Origin of the sequence: Lactobacillus amylolyticus DSM 11664 (assembly GCF_000178475.1) — a bacterium.
GTDB classification, from domain to species: domain Bacteria; phylum Bacillota; class Bacilli; order Lactobacillales; family Lactobacillaceae; genus Lactobacillus; species Lactobacillus amylolyticus.
In genome coordinates, this window is sequence record NZ_ADNY01000022.1 from 1 (window position 1) to 20,259 (window position 20,259).

Below are 20,259 nucleotides of genomic sequence, written 5' to 3' on the forward strand. Positions count from 1 at the left end.
CATTTTCCAGCGTTGTATTAGGACTAATTCCTTGCATAACAATCTGCTCCTGAGTAAGCGAATCCTTGTAGTGCGGATGAATCTTGTCCAAATCATCAGAAGCGGTCAATGATGAACTGAGACGTAAAAATTGGACATTTATAGACTAATTCATTAAGGCTTGATTCCGATATTGATAGAGCCTTTTTATTATATTTCTTTCTCTTTATTCCAAATTTTGCTGATGATGTAAAGGATCACAAAAGTTAAAATTGCAGCAATCATTGGAATACGGTAGCTTGGTAAGATCAACAGCAAGATAATCATTGCTACGAAGAACAATAAGATGATCCAATCCAAATATGGAAAACCGGGCATTTTAAAATCATTCAATTGATCTTCTGGCGTCTGCTTGCGGTAGGACATATGGGTTAAAACCATAAGACACCAAATGATTAAGAACATGCTAGTGGAAGTAGAAGAGATGAAATTGAAGGCTTGATCGCCGATTATCAAAGTAATTAATGGCGCCAAACCAATCAAAATTGCTGACAGAATTAAACCATTTTGCGGCAGCTGCCTGTGTGATAAGTGACCGAAAGTTTGATTCCATTTTCCTTTGCCATGGAAAGTTACTGAGAATAAGAGTCGTCCTGCACCGTATAAAATACTGTTTGTTGAAGAAATAGCAGCGGAAATAACTACGAAATTGATAATCGAACTGGCATTTCTAATCCCAGTGGCCCCAAGAGCTTGAACGAAGGGACTAGAATTAGTTGAAATTTTATTCCAAGGAATTGCCAACAGGATTGCCAAGATAGCCAAAACATAGAACAAAATAATTCTTACTGGCAATTGATTAATCGCATTTCTCAGAGTAACGCGTGGATTTTGAGTTTCTGCTGCCGTCAAACCGATTAATTCAACCCCGATAAAGCTGAAAATTACCATTTGAAAACCTTGCAAAAATCCTTTTCCGCCACGGGCAAAAAATCCACCGTTACTATCAAGATTAGAAAAAGCAACAGGACCAAAACTAGTTTTGCCACCGGATAATAAAAGCCAAAAAATCAAAAGCACGAAGGCTATGACGGTAATGATTTTGATAATAGCAAAGCTAAATTCCAAATTGCCAAATACTCTTGCTGAAATCAAATTGATTACTAATAAAACAGCAATCGTGATGAGTCCCGGAAGCCAGGGTTTTAAACTCGGAAACCAATATTTAAAATAAACTCCCAAAGCTGTGGTTTCGGCCATTCCTAAGGTGATCCAACTTATCCAGTATAAATAGCCGGTGATAAAGCCGATGTTTTTTCCTAAATATTTTTCAATGAAATCAATATAGGTATGCTTGCTTAAATCGGACATGATCAATTCGCCTAAAGCACGCATTAGAAAGAAAAGAAAAATACCGACAATAATATAAATCAAGATTACGCTAGGTCCGGCCCGGTGAATACTATCACCAACTCCTAAGAACAAGCCAGTACCAATTGTGCCACCCAGGGCAATCAACTGAATATGGGCGTTGCCAAGGGTTCGTTTATAGCCTGCGTTAGTTTGCACATCATCGTTTTTCATTTAATCGCTCCAATTATAATTTAAAACAATATAGTATTATTTTATCATCTCTGTTTTGTAATAGTAGTTTTCAATCATGATTTAAAAAAATTTAAAAAATATAAGTTTGTTAATTCACAAACAAAGATGTTTAGTAAGCGCTTTCATGCTTTAATTCCCTAAAATAGCCTTAAGATTGGCTTTGCTTGTGCATCCCTGAAAGTTGTGCTTTTAGCATTTACTTTTTTGGTGAAAGTGATATAGTCGATATTGTAAATTAGTTCACAAAATTAGTAAATCTTAGAGGTAATTGTAAATGGCTAAGACACAACAAAAAGAGACAATGTCTGAAGAAGAAAAGAACAAACAAATTTACGACATGGTTGATGACTTAGTAAAGAAATCACATGTTGCTTTGGATCAAATGGCCAACTTCACTCAAGAACAAGTTGATAAAATCTGTGAAGCAATTGCTACTGCCGGTGAACAAAATGCCTACCCATTAGCAAAAATGGCTGTAGAAGAAACTCGTCGTGGTGTTCTTGAAGATAAAACCACCAAGAACATGTATGCTAGTGAAAACATTTGGAACAGCTTACGTCACGAAAAGACTGTTGGCGTCATTGATGAAGATAAAGAACAAGGTTTGGTAAAGATTGCTGAACCTAAGGGTGTTATAGCTGGTGTTACCCCTGTAACTAACCCAACTTCAACCGTTATCTTCAAAGCAATGCTTGCTTTAAAGACTAGAAACACAATTATCTTCGGCTTCCACCCACAAGCTCAAAAATGTTGTGTAGCAACTGGTAAAATCCTTCAAAAGGCTGCTGAAGCTGCAGGTGCACCAAAGAACGCAATTCAATGGATTGAAGAACCAAGTTTGCAAGCAACTACTGACTTGATGACTAACCCAGGAGTTCAAACTATTTTAGCTACTGGTGGTCCAGGCATGGTTAAGGCTGCTTACTCATCTGGTAAACCAGCTATCGGTGTTGGTCCTGGTAACGGTCCTTCATATATTGAAAAGTCCGCTAATATTGAACGTGCCGTTTACGATATCGTTTTATCAAAGACATTCGATAATGGTATGGTTTGTGCTTCTGAAAACTCAGTTGTTGTTGATACAGAAATCTACGACAGAGTTAAGGAAGAATTCAAGAAGTGGAACTGCTACTTCTTAAAAAAGGAAGAAATTAAGAAGTTTGAACAACACTTCATTGACCCAAGACGTGGTACTGTTGCAGGTCCTGTAGCTGGTAAGTCAGCTTATGAAATTGCTAAGCTTTGTGGTGTTGATGTTCCAAAAGACACTAAGGTTATCATCGCTGAATACCATGGTGTTGGTAAAGAATTCCCACTTTCAGCAGAAAAACTTTCACCAGTCTTCACTTTATATCGTGCTAAGAACCATGATGATGCCTTCAAGATTTGTACTGACCTGATTAACTATGGTGGTCGTGGTCACACCGCTGGTCTTCACTCAAGTGATAAGAAGATCATTGATGAATTTGCAATGAAGATGGATGCTTGTCGTATCTTGGTTAACTCACCAGCTGCCTTAGGTGGTATCGGCGACCTTTACAACAACATGCTCCCATCATTGACTTTAGGTACTGGTTCATACGGTGCCAACACCTTCTCACACAACATCGGTGCTAGAGACCTCTTGAACATCAAGACAGTTGCTATGCGTCGTGACAACATGCAATGGGTAAAAGTTCCAGCTAAAACCTACTTCGAACACAACGCTGCTAACTACTTACGTCACATGCCAAATGTAAACCGCTTCTTCATCGTTACTGATGAAGGTGTTGCAGATCAAGGCTTTGCTGATGAAATTACTGATATTATTTCTAAGCGTAGAGGTGCTAAGGAATACGAAGTATTCAAGGCTGTAACTCTTGATCCAAATACTGACGTAATTAAAGACGGTGTTCACAGAATGAATATCTTCAAGCCAGATGTTGTCATTGCCATCGGTGGTGGTTCAGTAATGGACGCAGCTAAGGCTATGCGTTTGTTCTACGAAAATCCAGACATGACTTTTGAAGAAGCTTACCAAAAATTTTTGGATATCAGAAAAAGAGTAGTTCGCTTCCCAAAAATTAACGGTGTCCAACTTGTATGTATCCCAACTACTTCAGGTACTGGTTCAGAAGTTTCGCCAATTGCCGTTATCAGCGATGCTAAGAGTGGCATTAAGCACACCTTGTGTGACTACGCTTTAACTCCAGATGTATCAATCGTTGATGATCAATTTGTTCAAACTTTGCCAAAACGCTTGATTGCATGGTCCGGCTTCGAAGCATTGGGTCACGCAATTGAAAGCTATGTTTCAACTATGGCTACTGACTTCACTCGTGGCTGGTCATTAGAAGCTATCAAGATCATCTTTGGCAACTTGAAGGCTTCATACGATGGCGACTTGGATGCACGTAAGAGAATGCACGATGCCGCAACTATTGCTGGTATGGCTTACTCAAACGCCTTCCTTGGTTTGGAACACTCAATTGCCCACACAGTTGGTTCAACCTTTGGCATTCCAAGTGGTGTAAGTGACGCAATTGTATTGCCACAAGTAATTCGCTTCAATGCAAAGCGCCCTGAAAAGCTTGCTATGTGGCCTAATTACTCAGTTTACCGTGCTGAAAAAGACTATGCTGATATTGCTAGAGCTCTTGGCTTAACTGGTACAACTGATCACGAATTAGTTGAAAAATTGGTAGACAAGATCATCGAATTAGCTCACTCAGTTGACATTAAGTTGGCCTTCAAGGATTACGGTGTCGACAAGAAGCAATTCGAAGACAAGGTTGATGAATTGGCTGTTAAGGCTTACGGTGATCAAAACACTGTTACTAACCCAGTTGCACCACTGATCAACCAAATCGTTGACTTGATGAAGGATTGTTACGACGGTAAGGGAATTTCTAATAAGTAAAATCGCGTAATACTTAATAAATACCTGAATTCCAATTCTGAAGTTTAAAAAACTTATAAAAAAAGAAATCATGGCTCAGTGTCATGGTTTCTTTTTTTATAAATAAAAATTATGATTAGAAATCAAAAACAATTATTTCTCAAGTGCTACAAAATGGGCTTTAATATAAAGTGAAAATAATTTTTAGCAAAGGCAAAGGTGGGGTATAAAATGTCAATTAAAGATGAAGCTCAAGCAGCACATGCTAATTTGCTTGCAAAAACAGATCCAGAAGCTCTCGAAAGAATTAATCACTTTGCCTTTGATGAATTACAAAACGATGTAGATTTGCCAGACAGAACCAAAATGTTGAGTACGTTGGCTTACTTGTTAGGCTGTCAAGGATTAGATGAATACAAAATTATGCTGCCAGTTGCCTTAGACAACAGTGTTAGTCCAGTTGGGGCAAAAGAAGTTTTGTATCAAGCTCCTGACTATTTGGGTTTAAGCAGAGTTTTGCCATTCTTCAAGGCAACCAATGATATCTTGACTGCACGAGGCATAAAATTGCCATTAGCAGGGTAACGACTACAATGAAGAATCGTCTTGAAAAAGGTGAAGAGACGCAGATTCGCTTATTTGGGTCTCAAATGAAGGGCTTTTCTAAGATTGATACCATTCATAAATGGTTGGTTGATAATTGTTTCGGCGATTACTACACCAGAAAGAGCTTAAACGATAATGATCGTGAAATGATCACATTTTGCTATTTAGCTTCTCAAGGTGGAGTAGAGCCACAGCTTTTAGCTGACTCTAAGGCAAATATTGGGTTGGGAAATGACAAGGAATTTTTAACCAAGGTTGTTTTGCAAAATGAACCATTTCTTGGTTATCCAAGAAGCTTAAATGCAATTAGAATTATTAATGAAGCGGATAAAGCAATCAATGGTTAAATTTTAGGCAAATAAAAAATCGGCTAAGTTCAATTACTTAGTCGATTTTTTTCGTAATCATTAAGAAAATATTTTAAACTAGCATTTTTATTAGCTTAATTCTTTAATAATGTTCTCCAAAGTTTCCTTGGCTTCATCTTGGATAGGAGTTGCTGGGTGTTCCTTATCGTAGTTGTTGAGCCAATCAAGACGATCTTGCATTCTTCTTGCTAAAGTCTTTTGGTATTCAGGATCGTCTAAGTGAACTTCGTAGCCATCAATTGGCAAGTATGAAACGCCTTTGAAGTTGCCGAATGGCTTAAGGTCGCTATCAGTGATTGAGCCGTTAGCTAAGTCTTCAATAATCTTCTTAGTAACTTCTTTTGGTACGTCCTTGCCCATGAATGCATCAGTGTTCAAGATGTAGCAGCTTGCGCCACGTTTAGTGAACAATTCCTTGAAGTCTGTGTAGTCGCCAGATACTGGATAAGCACGGAATGGGTCTGCGAATGGTTCGATAACCAAAGTGTTCATATCGAAGCCCTTAGGCAAGTTTTCTGCTGAAGTTCTCTTAGTAGCTAAAGTACAACCCATAGTTGTTGCTAAAACTGGGTCGTCAATCTTCAAAAGTGGTGGTAATGAACCGTCTTTCATAATCCAGAACAAAGCAGTGATTGGAGCTTTTTCGAAGTCAACACGGTGAGGACTAGTGTAACGAGTCTTGATAACACGACCGTTGTTGTTCCGCAAGTCTTCGGTTACGATTACTTTCTTGCCGTCTTCGTCTTGAGTAACAGCACAGTTCATAATTGTGGTGTAGTACTTGGTTTCGTGGTGACCTGCTGGGTAGTCGTGAGTCTAATCGAAGTATGAAGGCTCAAGAGCTACAGATGAACCATCTTCACGTGAAATAATGAAGGCATCGTCGTGCAAAACAGTAATGTCATACTTGCCATCGTACATTTCGTGGGTCAAAGTTGATTTACCTGAACCAGACAAGCCATAGAATGCGAATACTTTATCGTCTTTATCAGTGAAGTGGAATGACTTTTCACCACCGTGGCAAGCAGTGTAGCCGTGACGGTGAGCGATAGCCCAAGCTAAAGTCAAAGTACCTTTCTTCAATTCACCGAAGTAACGAAGGTTGAAGACAGCAGCACAGTTATGTGGAGCGTCAAAGACGCCTAAGCCCTTTGGGTAGTCTGGATCAGTTACATTTGGATCGAAGTAGAAGTAGATGTCTGGTTCGTTGTAAACCTTTGACTTCTTGTACATTTCAGCAACTTCATCATCGAAAAAGTGGAAGTTCAAAATGTATGAAAGCAGGTTGAAGGCTTGATCTTCAGGCATCATAACGTGAGCCTTAACAGCAAATGTTGGGTCAAGACCTACCAAAACAGTAGCCTTTAAATACTTTTGCTCATGACCGGCATAAATATCTTCACGCAAGTTGCCAGCTAATGCTTCTGCATCTTCCTTAGGATCGTCAGTGAAGTGACGAGCACTGGCAGTTCTGCCCAAAATCTTGCCGTGGTTGTAAACTAATTGAGTTGCACCTTGTGGCAAGCCTAATTCTTTAGTATGTAAAATTGGCAAGTCAGTTACAATAACACCTGATTGTTTTTTAGCTAAATTGTAAGCTTCAGCAACACTAGTTACTTCGTGAACATTGTTACCATAAAAAGCACTTTCAATGGTAGCGCGAACGCGACTAAACATTGGATTTGCTTTTCTTAATTCGTCTTGAGAATAACGTTCTTTTGTACTCATATTACCGTAGTTCCTCCTTCTATCTATATGAAAGCGGTTTTATTTATCAACACATCTATAATAACATATTTTGATAACATTAATTCAAAAAAATAAAATAACCTGTTATAATAATAGAACATACGTACGGAAAAGAGGGCCGGTAGCTTTGAATTTCAACGATTTAAGCAAGTTTGTTTTTAAAAAATATGGCTTAAAATTTTTTCCGGCAGTCCCCGGATCAACCGAGTTATACCTCTTAAAATCACCAGTTGATGGATCATATTTTGCAATGATGTCGCGTATTCGACAAGGTGACCATTTCATTGCGACGCTGGATTTACGCTGCGGCAGTTTTTCTGATATGATTCGGGACTTGCCAGGATTTTCAACGCCATTTAGATTAAAAATCAGCGATTGGGTTGGCGTGTGGTTGAATCAAGTTCATCGGGATGCAATTGAAAATGCATTTGATTATGCCTTTAGATTGGCGATGAATGGAGAAGAGGACAAGGCAATTGATCGGCAGCCGTTTATTTACGTTCCTGGTGAAGCAGCCGATGAAAAATATCAGGCACAGGCGATTAAATCACGAGACAAGACCCTGGCAAAAAGACATGAGCAAGATGTCCCGGCGGCAATTCAAAAAATGCGGGCCAGTTACGATTACAGTATTTTGCCTGCAAAAGGGAAGGCCAAAAATTTTTACCATCAAGCACAGTTGATGAAAAATTATCAAGACAATTACCAAAATCCTGTTGTGTTTAAACGCTACTATCCAGCCTTTCATGATATGACGGTGCCGCAATTGCGTACATATTTTACTTGGCGGCAAAAAATTAGAAGCGGAGAGTATGAAAAGACCAGCACTTCGTATGCCTTTGTCTATGTCTTTGAATTGCTGAACAATGTTGGAATCGATGATCCGGCGGAAGGGTTTAAGCAGCTGCGTATTTTTCAGAAAAATTATGTGCAGAAATTTGACTTAGAACTTGAGTCCTACCTCAAGCAATGGCTTAAAGACTATGTTTTGTACTATCATTTGCCGCAAAAGAACCAGTTGGTTTTTGCAGATGAATTGAAGCAAGACTTGCAATATCATATCTTGCTTCATCCAGAGGATTATTCTGCTCATGAATTGCTTGCTGCAGTGAAGCATTTTTCGACTTATTTGGATAAAAATGTCACTGCTAAAAAAATGGGTCCGCAGTTTGAACAAGTATTTAAAGAAATTTGGCAGGTTGTATTGCAAGCCAAGCTGAAAAACGGTCAAGATTTCTTTAGTAAATATATCGCTCAGCGACATCTGCTGGTTGAGAACTTATTTGCCGGAGCAGTTTTTTATTGGCGAAATCATGACTTTGAACCACTTGTTGTTGATTCAGAAAGAAAGTACTTTTATCAAAATCAGGAATGGTATTGCAGCAGTTTGTTTCCTATAAAAAGACAAAAAAGTGAACTGAACGCCTTTTTGCATGAAACGGATCGTCTGCTTCGAGAAAAAATGCATTTTGGTCAAAAATTAAAACCGCGAAAACTCGAAAAAGAGTTTTTACAAGCAATTGCTGATGGCATTGCTGAATATCAAAAGCAGGTTGAGAAAGCTAAGAGACCCCATATCAAAATCAATTTTGCTAATCTTGATCAAATCAGAGCTGATGCATCAGAGACACGTGATAGTTTACTGACGGATGAAGAAAAGCAACTTGAAAAAGAAGAAAGTCAGCAGCCTGTTTTGCCAAAGAAATCAGAAACTTTGAAGACGGAAAACAATTATGGTTTAACTAAAGATGAAATGCATCTGTTAATGGGCCTTCTTAATAATGAAGATTGGCAAAGCTACATTAAACAGCATCACCTAATGGTTTCAATTTTAGCTGACGGAATTAATGATAAGTTGTTCGATGAGATCGGGGATGCTGTCATTGATTTTGACGAAAATAATCAACCAGAAATTATTGAAGACTATCTTCCAGATTTAAAAGAAATTTTTTAGGGGGTAAATAATTAATGCCAGAGAAAAAACGGCGCGTTCCCAAAAGAATTGCACAAACAGTTTTAAACTCGCTTAAAGGTGGAGTAGTGCCGCGAATTGGTCTGCCTTATATCACTGTAGGCCGCAAGGATGAAATTGCTGCATTGCTGCATGATGTGGATATTATTGCAGAAGGTGGAGCTTCTTTTCGTTTTATCGTTGGACGTTATGGCTCCGGAAAAAGCTTCCTGCTGCAAACGATTCGCAATTATGTCATGGATAAAAATTTCGTCGTTGTTGATGGCGACTTGTCACCAGAAAGACGCTTGCAGGGAACGAAGGGACAAGGCTTGGCTATTTATCGAGAATTAATTCAAAACTTGTCCACAAAGACTCGTCCCGAAGGTGGTGCGCTAACTTTGATTTTGGATCGGTGGATAAATTCTGTGCAAACTCAAGTAGCACAGGAGACCGGGCTAAATGATGCTGATCCTAAGTTTGAGCAGGAAGTCGATAAAAAAATTTATGCGGTTATTTCTAATTTAAATGAATTAGTACATGGTTTTGACTTTGCCAAACTATTGAATATGTATTACCACGCTTATATGGCCGATGATGATGAAACCAAGTCAAAAGTGATCAAGTGGTTTAGAGGTGAATATACGCATAAAACCGAAGCCAAAAAGGAGCTGGGAGTTAGCGTAATTATTTCCGATGATGATTGGTACGAATACTTGAAGCTGTTTGCATTTTTCTTTAGACAGGCTGGTTATAGCGGCTTAATGGTGATGATTGATGAATTGGTAAATATTTTTAAGATCCCCAACTCAATCAGTCGCCAATATAACTATGAAAAAATTTTGACGATGTACAACGATACTTTGCAGGGCAAGGCAAAATATCTGGGAATTATTATGGCTGGTACGCCGCAAGCTGTAGAAGATCGGCGGCGGGGCGTTTATTCGTATGAAGCTTTGCGTTCTAGACTAGCCGAAGGAAAATTTGCACAAGATGGTGCCCGGGACATGTACGCTCCGGTTATCAAGCTTGAGCCGTTAACTGCGGAAGAAATGCTGGTTTTGACGGAAAAATTGGCAGATATGCATGCGGGACTTTACGGCTATGAGCGTGCGATTACGGATAACGATTTGGCTAAATTTATTAAAATCGAATATGCTAGAATCGGTGCGGATACGAATATCACTCCGCGAGAGATTATCAGAGACTTTATCGAATTGCTTGATATTGTTTGGCAGAATCCAAAGGCCAAAATTGAAGATCTGCTCAATTCAGAGCAGTTCTCTTATGCAAAATCAGAAGCAGTTTCTGATAATAAAGATGATGATTATACTGAATTTACTATTTAAAGGAATGAATCATGGACGTTTTTGATCATTATGCATCATTTATCCAGGACTATATCTACGAGCATGGTTGGCAAACTTTGCGTCCGATTCAGGTAGCAGCGGCGGAAGAGATTTTTACCACCGATCACAATGTCTTGCTTTCTGCTTCAACAGCATCAGGAAAAACTGAGGCTGCATTTTTCCCGATTCTGTCCAAAATAGCGCAGCAACCAGCAGATTCAATTCAAGTACTGTATATTGCACCACTCAAGGCATTGATTAATGATCAATATGATCGTTTAACTGACTTGTGTCAGGATACAAATATTAAAGTTTGGCGCTGGCACGGGGATGTAGCTCAATCGCAAAAGCGGAAAATGTTAAAAAAGCCTTCCGGTATTTTGCAAATTACGCCGGAATCATTAGAAAGCTTTATTATTAATAAACATATGGACATTCCGCATCTCTTTCATGGATTGCAATTTATCGTCATTGATGAACTTCATTCTTTTTTGCGCAGCGATCGTGGTGGGCAAACTTTTTGCCTAATAGAACGGCTGTCCAAGTTGGCAGGCGTAAACCCCAGAAGAATTGGCCTGTCAGCAACAATCGGCAATTTAAAGGCAGCAGCAGAATTCCTTGGCGCCGGCAGCCAACATCAAACCGTTGCACCAAAGGTTCAAAATCAAAAACAGGTTTGGCGGCTTTCGATGGAGCATTTTTACCAAACTAATCCACAAGCTGGGGATAAAGATTTTGATCCTAGTGAAGTGGGTGCTCCGAAAGCCGATCAAGCACCGGCACTGGCCGATCCTGGAATTGGCTATATTTTTGAACATACTCGTGGCAAAAAATGTTTGGTCTTCACCAATAGTCGTGAAGAATGTGAGGCGGTTTGTCAGCAGCTCAGAGAATATTGTCAATATAATCATGAGCCAGATTGCTTTTTAATTCACCACGGGAACTTGTCGCCAGCATTAAGAGAAACAGCCGAACAGGCAATGAAGGACAAGGATTCTTACATGACTACCTGTGCAACGGCTACTCTAGAATTAGGGATCGATATTGGACAACTAGAATCGGCTTTTCAGATCGATGCGCCGTTCACCGTTTCTGGTTTTTTGCAAAGAATGGGACGAACGGGCAGAAGAGGCAATCCGCCGGAGATACACTTTGTTATGCGCGAAGAGCACCCAGAGTCACGGGCAATGCTGCCGGATTTGATTCCCTGGTCTTTACTTCAAGGAATCGCGCTTGTGCAGTTATATTTAGAAGAAAAATGGGTCGAACCCCCTGAGCCGAATCGGTTGCCATATAGTTTGCTCTATCACCAAACGATGAGCACTTTGGCATCTAGCGGTGAAATGAGTCCTGCTGAACTGGCTTCACGTGTTTTATCGCTGGCTTATTTTCATAATGTTAGTCAAGATGATTACAAAATTTTGCTGTGGCATTTATTGAAAACAAACCAAATCGAGCGCACTGCAAATGGTGGTTTGATTCTGGGCTTAGCCGGTGAAAAAGTTGTGAATAACTTCAAATTCTACGCAGTTTTCCAAGAGAATGAAGAATTCAGCGTTCATGCCGGAAGCGAAGAATTAGGTACCATTGTTAAGCCGCCTCCAGTCGGTGACAAGATCGCAATTGCCGGACGCGTTTGGGTAGTTGAAGATATCGATCGCAAGCGCCATCAGGTATATTGCCATGGCGTTGATGGGCGAATTCCGGCCTACTTTGGCGATGTGCCAGGAGATATTCATCCCCATATTTTGCACAGGATGCGGAAAGTTTTAGCTGAAAAAACGATGTATCCATATTTGCTTCACAATGCCAAGGCACGATTGATACAAATGCGCGATACTTGCAATATTGCGGGCTTGCCTGAAAAGCAACTGATTAGTTTAGGTGGCAATATGTGGGTCTTTTTCCCTTGGACTGGTTCTTATGCTTTTTTGGCATTGGAAAGACTGCTTAGAATCAAATGCGCAGACCGCCTAAATTTGCGTGGCTTCAATTCTTCGAGACCATATTTTATGGAGTTTGCGATGGACGCAGATGCTGATGAATTTTACAAAATATTGCACGAAGAAGCGGAAAAGGATTTTGATCCCATGGATTTGGTTTATCCCAAAGAAGTTCCAGTTTTTGACAAATATGACGAATATTTGCCAGATAAATTAATTAGAAAAGAATTTGCATACAGCGTATTAGATATTAAAGAAATGAAAAAATGCGTTAATGCAATGTTTAAAGAAAATAATTGATCATAAAGATGATAAAACTTGCTTTTATCATCTTTTTTCTTGGAAAAGATTCAGTGATGATGCTAAATTGATAAGGCACCTAACTAATATGGTGGTTAAAATGAATCAAGAATTATATGAAAAGTGGATAAAATTGATGCGCACCAATCACATGGTTTGGCGCAAAAAAGTTTTCCGATAAAAATGGCATCCAAGGACAAGGGCGAATTCTTAGAATTTTAGCTAAAAACAATGACAATTTATCGCAAAAAGAACTTGCTGCTAAAGCGGAAGTCCGACCAGCTTCTTTAAGTGAAGTCCTAGAGAGACTGGAAAGAGCAAAACTGATTACGCGGCAGCGCGATCACAAAGATAAGCGAATTTTGCGAGTCAGTCTGACAGATGCTGGAGAAAAAATAGTAAAAGAAAATGGTCAGCAATGGGCAGAGTTTAACCGAACGCTGTTAGGAGACCTAGATGAGCAGGAACAAAAAGAACTGCTGCATTTGACAGATAAGCTGCAGCGAACAATCGATGAATATTTGAAAGGATAAGCTAATGAAAGAAATAGCCAAAAAACGTTAAATTCATGGGCGGTAAGCATGGCTGCTTTCTTTATTTTCATTCAGGTAGGCTGTTATTTATGGTTGCCAACAATTACGGCTGGTTTGGTCGATAACGGAATTGTGGCAAAAGATATGGCCTACATTTGGCGTGGCGGATTGCTAATGCTGGGCGTAGCAGCCTTAAGTTTAATCGTCGCTTTCGGCAATATTTACTATGCAGCTACCCAAGCTATGGGTGCCGGTAAAAATTGCGCAAAATACTGTTTCACCATGTGTTGGAATTTTCCGGCAACGAAATGACTAAATTCGGGGATGCTACTTTGATCACCCGTTCAACTAATGATGTCGTTCAAATTCAGACAGTCTTCGTGCAGCTATTGCGTTTATTGATGCAGTCGCAAATTATGCTGGTAGCGGCAATTATTTTGGCCTACTTTAGAAGAGCCATGACTGACGATTATTTTCTTAATTGCATTGCCAATTTTAGTCATCGTAGTCTTTCTCATCATGCGTTCAGCAGTGCCATTATTTAAGAGTATTCAGAAAAAAGTTGACCGCATCAACTTGATTTTCCGTGAAGGGTAGACTGGTGTCAGAGTTATTCGAGCTTTCAGACAGGAAAAGCGTGAACAGGATTGTTTTAAAAAGGCTAATGAAGATTATCCGTAAGTCGGCATTAAAGCCTATACATTGATGTCAATCATGATGCCGATCATGACTTTGGTGCTTAGTCTGACCAACGTCGGAATTATTATGATTGGTGCAAATTTAATTGCAAACAAAACGATGGAAGTCGGTAATTTAATCGCCTTTATGACTTATGCTTCGCAGATTTTGTTCAGCTTCATGCAGTTGACCATGCTTTTTGTAGTTATTCCACGCGCCTCTGCTTCTGCGGCAAGAATCAACGCAGTGCTTCACACTAAGCCATCAATTGCTGATCCAGAAAAATCCGAAACAAAAACTTTTGCAGCTGATGCACCGGTTTCTTTGAACTTTGATAAGGTTACTTTTAAATACAAAAATGCTGAAAATTCTGTTTTTTCTTTTACAAAATTTATCAAAAATAGTAAACTAACAATAAGTAAGTAAAGAAGAGAGGCATTTTTATGATTCACAATTCAACTATCGATAAGCAAATCAATCACCGTTCAATCAGAAAATTTAAAGATCAGCTTTTATCGCCAGAACAGCTCAAAACTTTGTACACAGTTTTTCAACATACAGCAACCAGCATGTTCATGCAAAATGCTTCCTTGCTCCACATTACTGATCCTGCTAAAAGACAAAAGATCCAAGAGTTGTGCAATCAAAAATATGTTGGTGCTGAAGGCGACTTGTTTATTTTTGTCGTTGATTTGTACCGTAATCAGCAAATTCGCCAGCAATTGGGCAAAGATGATGGTCGCGTTCACACTACTGATATTTTCTTCCAAGCAATGGAAGATACTATCTTAGCTTTTCAGAATGTGGCTAATGCTGTGGAAAGCATGGATTTGGGCTACGTTCCTCTTGGGACAGTTAATGATCATCCAAAGAAGATGCTGGCAACGCTTGATTTGCCTAAGCTTACTTTCCCAGTTTTGGGGATGCAAGTTGGCGTGCCTGATCAGGAACCACAATTAAAGCCGCGTCTGCCGCTTGAATTTACCTGTTTTGAAGACAAGTATAGCAAGGACTTTGATGTCAAAGATTTAGCTGACTACGATCAGGTAGTTACTACTTATTATGATTTACGGGATGCCAATAGAAGAATCGATTCTTTTACTAAACAAATCACAGGTGCCAAACTTAATAATCATGAGACTGACCGGGATGAATTGCCGGAGCTTCTGCACGAGCAAGGACTTTGCTTAGATTGGAAATAGGCAAATAAAAGATTGTATGAGACAATAATTTCAGGAGGAATGGTATGCCATATTCACTTTCTGAGATTATTGTCTTATTTTTTACTTATTCAGTTGTTGGCTGGCTCTGGGAAATGGTCCATTGTTCATTAAAAGATGGTCATTATGATTACCGTGGCTTCTTATTTGGGTCGTATTGTTCCGTGTATGGCTTTGCAATTACGACAATTTTAATTTGTACTTATCGCGTGCAAGACAATATTTTCTTGCTGTTCATCGTGGGTATTATTGTTGCGAGCTTGTTTGAATTTGTTGCTAGTTTATTTTTGGAAAAAGTTTTCCACATGATCTTATGGGATTATTCAAATTTGTGGGGCAACATTCAAGGCAGAGTTGCACCTGTGATTTCGCTATTTTGGGGCTTTGGCGTCGTTATTTTGGTAAAATTCGTGCAGCCTTTTATTCAAAAAGTGATCAATTGGGAAGAAATGAAAACGCATGATGCCTTAGCAGCGATGATTGTTGTAGGGATGGGGACCGACCTTGTTCTTACGATTATCAGTGTAAGAAGATTTCATGCTACGATACAGATGTGGAATGAAAGGATCAATGCGCGACTTGATAAGTTGCACGCACGTGTTGAACAGGCTACTGATGATTGGAAGCTCAGAAAGAATTTGGCTAATTGGCATGAAGATATGATTAAACATATTGATGAGATTCGGCCAAAACGCAGATTGAGTTGGAACCAGCGGCGTTTGATCAATAGTTTTGCGAAGAAGATGAAGTTTGATGATGCAGAGCGCTTTGAGAATTTGAAACAGGATTTGATCAAGCGAGGATTATTAAAATAGGATTTGTACATTGACTGACATTTTTGGTATAATTCTCTTGTTACGAGTGATGCCGAATTAGCTCAGTCGGTAGAGCGCTTCCCTCGTAAAGAAGAGGTCGGCAGTTCGATTCTGCCATTCGGCATAAAAAAGTATCATTTTACTTGATTAACCTTGATTTTTTAACGTTTTGCGAAGATAAGTTAAGGTTAATTTTTTTGCGTAAAGGTAAATGATGCACAATAAGTGCACCCTGTTAATTTGTTAAAGTGCAATTTTTGCACGCGGTTTTTTGAGAGTGGGATAATGAATAAAGACTCTTATCTATGAAAGTAGGTCAGGGTCTTTTTGTGTATCAATATAAAAATTATAAGGATTTGCTGTAAAATATATTTATAAAGATTATATGAGGTATTTTAATGGCAAATAAAAATTTGACTAATGCAAAGATTGCAAAAAAAGATGAATTTTATACAAGATGGGAAGAAATAGAAAAAGAAGTAAATGCATACCTTGAATACAACAAAATGTGTTTAGGGATAAAACTATTTTATTGTCTGCTGACGATCCTTTTGAAAGTAACTTTTTCAAATTCTTTGCAGTTCATTTTAATGACTTTGGTTTAAAAAGATTAATTGCTACAAGTTATGATTCAAGTCCTGTAGTAAATACTCAGCTATCTTTATTTGATGATGAAAATCAAGTTACTAATACTTCGAGTAAAGCATATAAAATTGATCTAACTCATGTAGTAGATTTTAATCATGATGGTAGATTCAACATTGAAGATGTTGAAAAAATGCTCAACGAAGAAAAAATGTAGGTTTCGTATTTCAATTTTATAATCTCATCCCCAATCTTAATGTTGAGGAAAATATACTTCTTCCGATTCTTCTCGATGGTAAAAAAGAGCTTGATGAAATTATTGACATTGTTGGGCTTTCAAACAGGCGTAAATATACTCCGCGTGAACTTTCAGGAGGTCAACAACAGCGTGTTGCAATAGCTCGTGCCCTTATAAATAACCCTGAAGTAATCCTTGCAGATGAACCAATCGGAAATCTTGATTCAAAAACCGGAACAGAAATAATGGAACTGTTGCAAAAAATAAATTTAGAAAAGAAAAAAATATAATAATGGTAACTCATTCAAAAAAATCTGCTGAATACAGCACTCGAACCATATTAATTCAAGATGGGAAAATCATATAATAAAAAATTTTTTATGTTTCTTGCATTTTTTTAAATCATATGATATAGTAAATGTTATGTTAGTAAATCGATGGTTTAATCAATTTTTGTGCATTTCACTCTTCATTTTTGGAGATATGATATGAACCTTAATTAGTTTAATCCATAATGAAGAGGAAGTATTTAAATGTCAGATAAAACTATAGTATGTAAAGATTGCCACAAGGAATTCGTATTCACTGAGGGTGAACAGGAATTCTACAAGGAAAAAGGTTTCGAAAACGAACCTCAGAGATGTCCTGAATGCAGAAAAGCAAGAAAACAGAAAAGAAGAAACTTCAGCAACAATAATTATAGATAGTTTTCGGGGAGGCCTCAGGGTCTCCTTTTTTATTTGCCTTAATTTAATTTTTATTATTTTAACTATGTTTACAAATTTCTAAAAAAATAGCCGTCCGAAGACGACTATTACTTGTTTTTAGTAACTTTTAAAAACTTCATCTTTTATGAACTGAGACGTAAAAGTTGGACATTTATAGACTAATTCATTAAGGCTTGATTCCGATATTCATTCGGAGTCAGGCCTTTTAGTCTGCTCTTTATCCTTTCTTCGTTATAGTATTTGATATATTTTTCAATAGCTTCCTTGAGCTGTTTTAAGCTGTGATATTTGTATTCTTGACCGTAAAACAGCTCTGTTTTTAGAAGGCCAAAGAAGTTCTCCATCAGCCCATCATCAGGAGAATTGCCTTTTCTGGACATGCTTTGGGTAATGCCATGAAGCTTTAGCTCGTGCTGATACATCGAGCTTTGATACTGGCAGCCCTGATCAGAATGAAAAGTTAGTGCATTTAAAGCTGGATGCTTCTTAAAGGCTTTATGAAGCATTGAATGTCTGGATGACGAGAAATTGAATAAGCAACGATATCGCCTGCGCAGCCGTCAAGAAGTGAAATTCAGTAATATCCGTATGCCACTTCATGTTAGGCCGAATGGCAAAGAAGTTGCGTTTGATCAAATTGGGCGCAATCTTGCCAATAGTTCCTTTGTAGCTGGAATATTTGCGCTTGTTGCGTCTAATTCCTTTAAGCCCAACTTTATGCATCCAGTATCTAACCGTCCGGTCAGTTACTTTTGAGCCCTCGCGCCGCATTTGCAGTGCAATTCTGCGGTAGCCATAGCGCCCTTTATGGTGTTCGAAAATGTGATTAATCTTTGCCAGCAGTGCAGGACGTTTGCACGTAAATGTTTTCTTGGACAAAGTGTAGTAATAAGTGCTGCGAGCAATCCAGGGCAATGATTGGTCTGTGGTAATAATTTTGGCCAGCTGATCATAGCTTAAATGTTCTTCCTGCCTTAGTTCAGTGATTGCCTGGGCTATTTCTTCTGATGTTTCTGATCCAAGGCGCTTAGTTTTTTTATATAAGAGTTTCTGATACGCAGCTCGAAGTTTTCCTGCTTCAGCTGCTTGACCTCGGCTTCCAGTTCCTTGCGTGACTTCTTTTTGCTCTTTATCATGGGCAGAAGGCCGTCCTTTCTTTCTGATAACGACATTATACCCATTTTCTTTATATTCTCGCACCCAATTAACTAACATACCTCGACTTCTTAAACCAAGTTCTAATGATATCTGAATGCCTGATTCTTGATGTTTCAATACTCTGGCAATGGCCGCTTCTTTAAACTCTTTTGAATATTTTTTATTTGGCTGATCTAATATTTTAGCACCATACTTATCAATTAGTTTTAAAAGATACGTGAGAGAAGAACGACTCAAATTCTCTTGACATGATAATTCATTAAAAGAATATCCTTCATGTTTCCATTTACGATATAATTCTAATTTTTGTTGTTTAGATAATTTAGACATAAAAAAGACCTAAAAGTTGTCTAACTTTTAGGTCTCATATCACAATGCAGGACTTTTTTAATTAATCTTCTACTTTTTTAGCATCATTCATAGCCTTCATGATTGAAGGGTTCTTTGAATGACAATCCTTGATGATTTGTAAATCTTCTTCAGACAATTTAACTTCATATTTAGCCATAGAATTTACCTTGCTTTTTAGAATTTCATTTATATTATAGGTCAAATCGGCTAGAAACAACAAAGAATTCTTAAAAGTCACGGATTTTCTTTGCAAGAATGTTGCCAAATATTGCAAAAGCTGATTCATTTGCTAGATGCAAACGTACGTGCTTTCATTATACAAAAGAATGGGAAAAGCTTGATATAATCGGATTTCTAGCCAAAAAGCAATTGCTACATTTATGTTACAAATATTACAATACATTATTTAAGGTAAAATTTTCTTAATCTGCGAGTGATAATTCTGTTATCGTTCTGAAACTTTGAGACCGTAAAATAGTTTGTGTAAGGATGAATGATTCCTTTTACACAAACTATTTGACAGTGTCGAAACTTTTATTTTTAAGGAGGAAATTTTTTGAAACTTAAATCTATCTTGACAAAAACTATTGCTGTTGCTGCATTATCTGTTGCAGGTATCGTTACGATCAACAGCACTAACTCAAACAAGGCACAAGCTGCCATTGTTCAAAATGACGCTGCTACTTACCGCGTTACTAAATCAACTATTGTATACAACAACTACGAAAACGGTGTTGCTACCGGTCAAGTTTTAGCAGCAAATACTAACTGGAAGGTTATCAAGACTGCTTACGACAATCAAGGCAATAAGTGGTACGATCTTGGCAAGAACCAATGGGTAAAGGTTGAAACTACTACTTCAACACCTACTGCTTCAACTACTCAATCAAACCAAACTTCTACTACTAGCTACGCAACTTCAACTACCAGTTCATACACTTCAACTGCAACTGGTTCAGAAGCTAGTGCTAAAGCTTGGATTGCTAACCAAGAATCAGGTGGTTCTTACTCAGCAAGAAATGGTCAATACATAGGTAAGTATCAATTATCAGCTTCATACCTTGGTGGTGACTACTCAGCTGCTAACCAAGAAAAGGTTGCTGATCAATATGTTTACAGCCGTTACGGTTCATGGGTTAATGCTAAGAGCTTCTGGCAAGCACATGGCTGGTACTAATTAAAAGCTCTCAGTTAATTAATTCTGCTAAAAATTCAGAATAAAAAA

At 38.3% G+C, this 20,259-nt stretch carries 15 protein-coding genes, 1 tRNA gene and 3 pseudogenes; 16 read left to right on the top strand and 3 right to left on the bottom strand.

Translation table 11 applies throughout. From position 1 onward, the window contains the following. Positions 1–189 precede the first annotated feature (189 nt). On the bottom strand, positions 190–1,563 hold the full coding sequence (locus tag HMPREF0493_RS02675) for an amino acid permease (RefSeq protein WP_006351735.1): 1,374 nt from the start codon (positions 1,561–1,563) through the stop codon (positions 190–192). 295 nt (positions 1,564–1,858) lie between these two features. Between HMPREF0493_RS02675 and adhE the strand changes: the two genes are divergently transcribed. Together adhE and HMPREF0493_RS02685 are read left to right on the top strand one after the other, a co-directional pair. Next, positions 1,859–4,483 carry a bifunctional acetaldehyde-CoA/alcohol dehydrogenase gene (gene adhE / locus HMPREF0493_RS02680; protein ID WP_006351736.1) on the top strand — a complete coding sequence of 875 codons (2,625 nt, stop codon included), beginning with the start codon at positions 1,859–1,861 and terminating at the stop codon, positions 4,481–4,483. 210 nt (positions 4,484–4,693) lie between these two features. Continuing rightward, a pseudogene (locus tag HMPREF0493_RS02685) lies at positions 4,694–5,415 on the top strand (carboxymuconolactone decarboxylase family protein). 90 nt (positions 5,416–5,505) lie between these two features. On the opposite strand, the pseudogene HMPREF0493_RS02690 reads toward HMPREF0493_RS02685, so the two are convergent. Then, positions 5,506–7,164: pseudogene (locus HMPREF0493_RS02690) on the bottom strand (phosphoenolpyruvate carboxykinase (ATP)). A 148-nt stretch (positions 7,165–7,312) separates the two neighbouring features. Here HMPREF0493_RS02690 and HMPREF0493_RS02695 point away from each other — a divergent pair. The 13 genes from HMPREF0493_RS02695 to HMPREF0493_RS02740 all read left to right on the top strand — a co-directional run bounded on the left by HMPREF0493_RS02695 (position 7,313) and on the right by HMPREF0493_RS02740 (position 17,504). Beyond that, a complete protein-coding gene (locus HMPREF0493_RS02695) occupies positions 7,313–9,139 on the top strand; it encodes a TerB N-terminal domain-containing protein (RefSeq protein ID WP_040457028.1) in 1,827 nt (608 codons plus the stop codon). Between the two features lie 14 nt (positions 9,140–9,153). Next, entirely contained in the window at positions 9,154–10,485 is a 1,332-nt protein-coding gene (locus HMPREF0493_RS02700) for an ATP-binding protein (protein ID WP_006351742.1), read from the top strand. Between the two features lie 11 nt (positions 10,486–10,496). Continuing rightward, positions 10,497–12,728, top strand: a complete 2,232-nt coding sequence (locus HMPREF0493_RS02705; RefSeq protein ID WP_006351743.1) for a DEAD/DEAH box helicase — start codon at positions 10,497–10,499, stop codon at positions 12,726–12,728. A gap of 206 nt (positions 12,729–12,934) precedes the next feature. Beyond that, positions 12,935–13,261, top strand: coding sequence for a MarR family winged helix-turn-helix transcriptional regulator (locus tag HMPREF0493_RS09190; RefSeq protein WP_228117019.1), 327 nt, complete (start codon positions 12,935–12,937; stop codon positions 13,259–13,261). Between the two features lie 48 nt (positions 13,262–13,309). Next, positions 13,310–13,573 carry a 6TM ABC transporter family protein gene (locus tag HMPREF0493_RS08035; RefSeq protein ID WP_006351746.1) on the top strand — a complete coding sequence of 88 codons (264 nt, stop codon included), beginning with the start codon at positions 13,310–13,312 and terminating at the stop codon, positions 13,571–13,573. Next, positions 13,570–13,806 (top strand): hypothetical protein, encoded by a 237-nt coding sequence (locus HMPREF0493_RS08745; protein ID WP_006351747.1) that lies wholly within the window; start codon positions 13,570–13,572, stop codon positions 13,804–13,806. The genes HMPREF0493_RS08035 and HMPREF0493_RS08745 overlap by 4 nt, the downstream gene beginning before the upstream one ends. Positions 13,807–13,963: 157 nt before the next feature. Continuing rightward, positions 13,964–14,365, top strand: coding sequence for an ABC transporter ATP-binding protein (locus HMPREF0493_RS08985; protein WP_133286288.1), 402 nt, complete (start codon positions 13,964–13,966; stop codon positions 14,363–14,365). Between the two features lie 17 nt (positions 14,366–14,382). After that, positions 14,383–15,141 (top strand): NADPH-dependent oxidoreductase, encoded by a 759-nt coding sequence (locus HMPREF0493_RS02720; protein WP_006351749.1) that lies wholly within the window; start codon positions 14,383–14,385, stop codon positions 15,139–15,141. 44 nt (positions 15,142–15,185) lie between these two features. Next, positions 15,186–15,974, top strand: a complete 789-nt coding sequence (locus HMPREF0493_RS02725) for a putative ABC transporter permease (RefSeq protein ID WP_006351750.1) — start codon at positions 15,186–15,188, stop codon at positions 15,972–15,974. Between the two features lie 51 nt (positions 15,975–16,025). Further along, a tRNA-Thr gene (locus tag HMPREF0493_RS02730) sits at positions 16,026–16,098 on the top strand. Positions 16,099–16,506: 408 nt separating this feature from the next. Then, the gene (locus HMPREF0493_RS02735; RefSeq protein WP_241659934.1) at positions 16,507–16,776 is read left to right on the top strand and encodes an adenine-specific methyltransferase EcoRI family protein; all 270 of its coding nucleotides are present in this window, start codon (positions 16,507–16,509) and stop codon (positions 16,774–16,776) included. A 26-nt stretch (positions 16,777–16,802) separates the two neighbouring features. Continuing rightward, positions 16,803–17,087, top strand: a complete 285-nt coding sequence (locus HMPREF0493_RS09340) for an ATP-binding cassette domain-containing protein (protein WP_228117020.1) — start codon at positions 16,803–16,805, stop codon at positions 17,085–17,087. Positions 17,088–17,330: 243 nt separating this feature from the next. Beyond that, entirely contained in the window at positions 17,331–17,504 is a 174-nt protein-coding gene (locus tag HMPREF0493_RS02740; RefSeq protein WP_006351752.1) for a zinc-ribbon domain-containing protein, read from the top strand. A gap of 179 nt (positions 17,505–17,683) precedes the next feature. Here HMPREF0493_RS02740 and HMPREF0493_RS02745 read toward each other — a convergent pair. Next, positions 17,684–19,013 (bottom strand): annotated as a pseudogene (locus tag HMPREF0493_RS02745) (IS3 family transposase). Positions 19,014–19,590: 577 nt separating this feature from the next. On the opposite strand from HMPREF0493_RS02745, the gene apf reads away from it, so the two are divergent. Continuing rightward, the gene (gene apf / locus HMPREF0493_RS02755; protein ID WP_006351756.1) at positions 19,591–20,211 is read left to right on the top strand and encodes an aggregation-promoting factor; all 621 of its coding nucleotides are present in this window, start codon (positions 19,591–19,593) and stop codon (positions 20,209–20,211) included. The last annotated feature ends 48 nt before the right edge of the window (positions 20,212–20,259 follow it).

Excerpts from the sequence above, each read along its gene's own strand:
- HMPREF0493_RS02705 (WP_006351743.1), top strand. The coding sequence starts at position 10,497 with ATGGACGTTTTTGATCATTATGCATCATTTATCCAGGACTATATCTAC.
- HMPREF0493_RS02725 (WP_006351750.1), top strand. The coding sequence starts at position 15,186 with ATGCCATATTCACTTTCTGAGATTATTGTCTTATTTTTTACTTATTCA.
- HMPREF0493_RS08035 (WP_006351746.1), top strand. The coding sequence starts at position 13,310 with ATGGCTGCTTTCTTTATTTTCATTCAGGTAGGCTGTTATTTATGGTTG.
- HMPREF0493_RS08745 (WP_006351747.1), top strand. The coding sequence starts at position 13,570 with ATGACTAAATTCGGGGATGCTACTTTGATCACCCGTTCAACTAATGAT.
- HMPREF0493_RS02675 (WP_006351735.1), bottom strand. The coding sequence starts at position 1,563 with ATGAAAAACGATGATGTGCAAACTAACGCAGGCTATAAACGAACCCTT.
- adhE (WP_006351736.1), top strand. The coding sequence starts at position 1,859 with ATGGCTAAGACACAACAAAAAGAGACAATGTCTGAAGAAGAAAAGAAC.
- HMPREF0493_RS02700 (WP_006351742.1), top strand. The coding sequence starts at position 9,154 with ATGCCAGAGAAAAAACGGCGCGTTCCCAAAAGAATTGCACAAACAGTT.
- HMPREF0493_RS02720 (WP_006351749.1), top strand. The coding sequence starts at position 14,383 with ATGATTCACAATTCAACTATCGATAAGCAAATCAATCACCGTTCAATC.
- HMPREF0493_RS02740 (WP_006351752.1), top strand. The coding sequence starts at position 17,331 with ATGTCAGATAAAACTATAGTATGTAAAGATTGCCACAAGGAATTCGTA.